Source organism: Streptomyces sp. NPDC055140 (assembly GCF_053607285.1).
Map to the genome: position 1 here is coordinate 1 of NZ_JBSGTG010000132.1, position 3,148 is coordinate 3,148.

General features: G+C 68.9%; 3 protein-coding genes. All 3 read left to right on the plus strand.

Annotated features, from left to right (window positions below):
- The first annotated feature begins 141 nt into the window (after positions 1-141).
- Positions 142-420 carry a hypothetical protein gene (locus tag ACWFR4_RS48185; protein ID WP_453658263.1) on the plus strand — a complete coding sequence of 93 codons (279 nt, stop codon included), beginning with the start codon at positions 142-144 and terminating at the stop codon, positions 418-420.
- A gap of 77 nt (positions 421-497) precedes the next feature.
- On the plus strand, positions 498-1,025 hold the full coding sequence (locus ACWFR4_RS48190; RefSeq protein WP_453658265.1) for a hypothetical protein: 528 nt from the start codon (positions 498-500) through the stop codon (positions 1,023-1,025).
- Between the two features lie 231 nt (positions 1,026-1,256).
- Positions 1,257-3,148 (plus strand): tetratricopeptide repeat protein (locus ACWFR4_RS48195; protein ID WP_453658267.1); only part of this gene is annotated, 1,892 nt, incomplete at its 3' end.

Consider the following 3,148-nt stretch of genomic DNA (forward strand, 5'->3'; position numbering starts at 1 on the left):
ACAAGCTCGTTGACATCCTTCACGTGACTATCAACGACCTTCACGACTCTGCGTCACCACCGAATGTGAGACAGGGCCGTTGATTGGACAGTCCCCTCAAGCACACACGGGGCAGAAGACGGACGCTACAAAGGAGACCGCATGGAGCGAACCAAGCACGTCAGCAGTGACGGGCGTCGCCGTGTTGTCGATGCCCTCGGCCCGTCTGTGATTCCCGGTTGGGATCTCGTCTACGACCACCCCAAGGACGGTGCCCAGGTCATCCGCCGGGAAGAGAGCACCTACGCCTTGGCCTGCACGGTGCACCGGCACGCCAAGGCGCTGTCCACGCAGAACGAGGAACGCCCGTGGCGCGAGCGTGGCGGCTGGTGCCCGGGATGCGTGGCCGGACTGCCCCCGGTATCTGGAGAGACGGCCTGACCCACCGGCCTGGAAAGGGGGCGCACGTCGAGTGACTTCGCCGACCTTGTACTTGTGCCGCTGCCTTCCTTTGCCGAGTGGACGCCGTCGTGCCGAGGTTGACCTTCGCATACAAGTTGATGTGGTTTCTGCTTGTGCCGGCGGCGGGGGATGGTGAGTTCAACAGCGCGCGGGGAACCAGTGATTGTGCAGGGACGTCCTCATCTGCTAGTGAAAGGCGTCCGGTGCTGTTGAGGGGGCGGATGAGTGTGTCGTGGCGTAGGAAGATCATCGTTGTGGTGGTCGCGGTCGTGCTGACGGTATCGACGCCGTTCTTCTGGCTGCTCAACAACCCGGATACCGGCCAACTGGTTGCCGCTTCGGTCCAATGCGCCACCGGTGTCGCCGCCCTGGTGTGGGCACTCATGCAGTCCCCGGCCACCCCGGAGCCGGGGGTCGCAGCGGTTGATACCGGCAAGGCCAAGGCCACAGGTGGAGGCCGGGCGGCCACCGGCGTGCAACGCCCGCAGGAGGGTGGGAGCGGGCCTGTTAGGGCGGAGCGAACCGGGGACGCGACCGCAGATGGTTCCGGCAGCAGCGCGAACACGGGAGTCGACTTCAGCTGACCCGGCCGGGACGGTTACAGCATGTGGGAGGAACAGCGTCCAATGATGAGATGGCCCAACCGTCGCCCCGGCCCGGACGATGCCCCTGGCGCTGGTCCTGAGGACGCCGGCGCAACGCCTGAGCCGTCCGTGCCTTCTGCCGCGGACGCCGGCAATGCCGCAACTCGCCACGGCACCACGGCGGTATCCGGCTACGCCAGACCTGGCGCACACACTGTCGGCCCGGTACATGTGAGTTATACGGGAGCCGCCACTGCCAGCGAGGGCGGGCTGGCCAACACCGGATACCTGGCGATCGAAGATTTTACTCTCGTGCAGCAGGCGGCCCCGCGCACACCGGCCGCCTGGCCGCACCAGGTCGGCGTGCTCCCACCGCGCGCCCTTTCCTTTCAGCACCGGTTAGAGGCCGACCAGTTGCGGGCCGCCGCCGACGGCTTGAACACGCAAGTGCTAACTGGGACCGGCGGGGTGGGCAAGACGCAGCTGGCTGCCGACCACGCCCGCACGGCCCTGCGCAGGGGCGAGGTTGACGTACTGGTGTGGATCAGCGCGAGCAACCGCTCAGCGATCACGGCCGGTTACGCGCAGGCCGGTGTGGAGATCCTTGCAGCCGACCCCCGCGACCCCGAGCAGGCCGCGCGGACGTTCCTGGCCTGGCTGGAACCCAAAGCCGAACAGAAGCCGTGCCGGTGGCTGATCGTCCTCGACGACGTCACAGACCCCGCCGACATGATCGGCTGGTGGCCGCCCACCAGTCCGCGCGGCCGTGTCCTGGTCACCACGCGCCGCCGCGAGGCCGCCCTGACCGGGACAGGCCGACGCCTGGTCACCGTGGGCCTGTTCACCCCCCAAGAATCCGCCGCTTATGTCACCGCCGTACTCGCCGCACACGACTGTCACGAGCCAACCGACCAAATCAACAGCCTCGCCGCCGACCTGGGACACCTGCCGCTCGCCCTGGCACAGGCCGCGGCCTACATCATCGACGCGGACCTGACCTGCGCCTCCTACCAGCAGATGCTGGCGAACCGGATCAGGAAGCTGGCCGACCTGCTCCCCGAGCCCGGCGTACTGCCTGATGGTCAGGCCGCCACTGTGTCCGCTACCTGGTCCCTGTCCGTCGAACGCGCCAACCAGCTCCGCCCGGTGGGCCTGGCCAGCCCCATGCTCCAACTGGCCGCTTTCCTCGACCCCAACGGCATCCCCCTCACGGTGCTCACCAGCCAGCCCGCCCTCGCGCATGCCGCCGAGCACCGCACGGGCACCGACACAGGCGGCATCCACCGGCCGGCCTTGATCTCGGCCGAGGGCGCCGTGCTCGCGCTCAGGGTTCTGCGCCGGCTCAGTCTCATCGACCACACGCCCGATACTCCCCACCGGGCTGTGCGCGTTCACCAGCTCATCCAGCGCGCCACCCGCGACGCCCTCACCCCCGACCAGCACGACCGGCTTGCCCGCACCGCCGCCGACTCCCTTACTACCGCCTGGCCTGCCATCGGACGAGACATCGACCTAGCCCAGGCCCTGCGCACCAACGCCACCGCACTCGCCCTCACCGCCGAAGACCCCCTCCACCTACCCGACGCCCACCCGGTGCTCTTCCGTACCGGTGAAAGCTTTGGTGAAGCAGGCCAGTTCACCGCAGCCACAGCCCACTACCACCGCCTGGCCGAGACCACTGGCCACCACCTGGGCCCCTATCACCCCGACACCCTGACCGCTCGAAACGACCTCGCCGGCTGGCGGGGTGCAGCCGGGGACGCGGCCGGCGCCGCAGCTGCGCTAGAGGAGCTGTTGGCCGACCGGGCTCGGGTGCTGGGCCCCAATCACTCCCAGACCCTTTCCACCCGCCGCCACCTCGCCGGCTGGCGGGGTGCAGCCGGGGACGCGGCCGGCGCCGCAGCTGCGCTTGACGAACTGCTGGCCCTCGTGGTGCGGATTCTGGGCCCTGACCACCCCGATACTCTGGCCGTGCGCGGCAACCTTGCCTATTGGCGGGGTGAGGCGGGGGACGCGGCGGGCGCCGCAGCCGCGTTCGAGGAACTACTGCCTGACTTGGTGCGGGTGCAGGGCCCCGGCCACCTCCACACTCTGGCCGTGCGCGGCAACCTTGCCTATTGGCG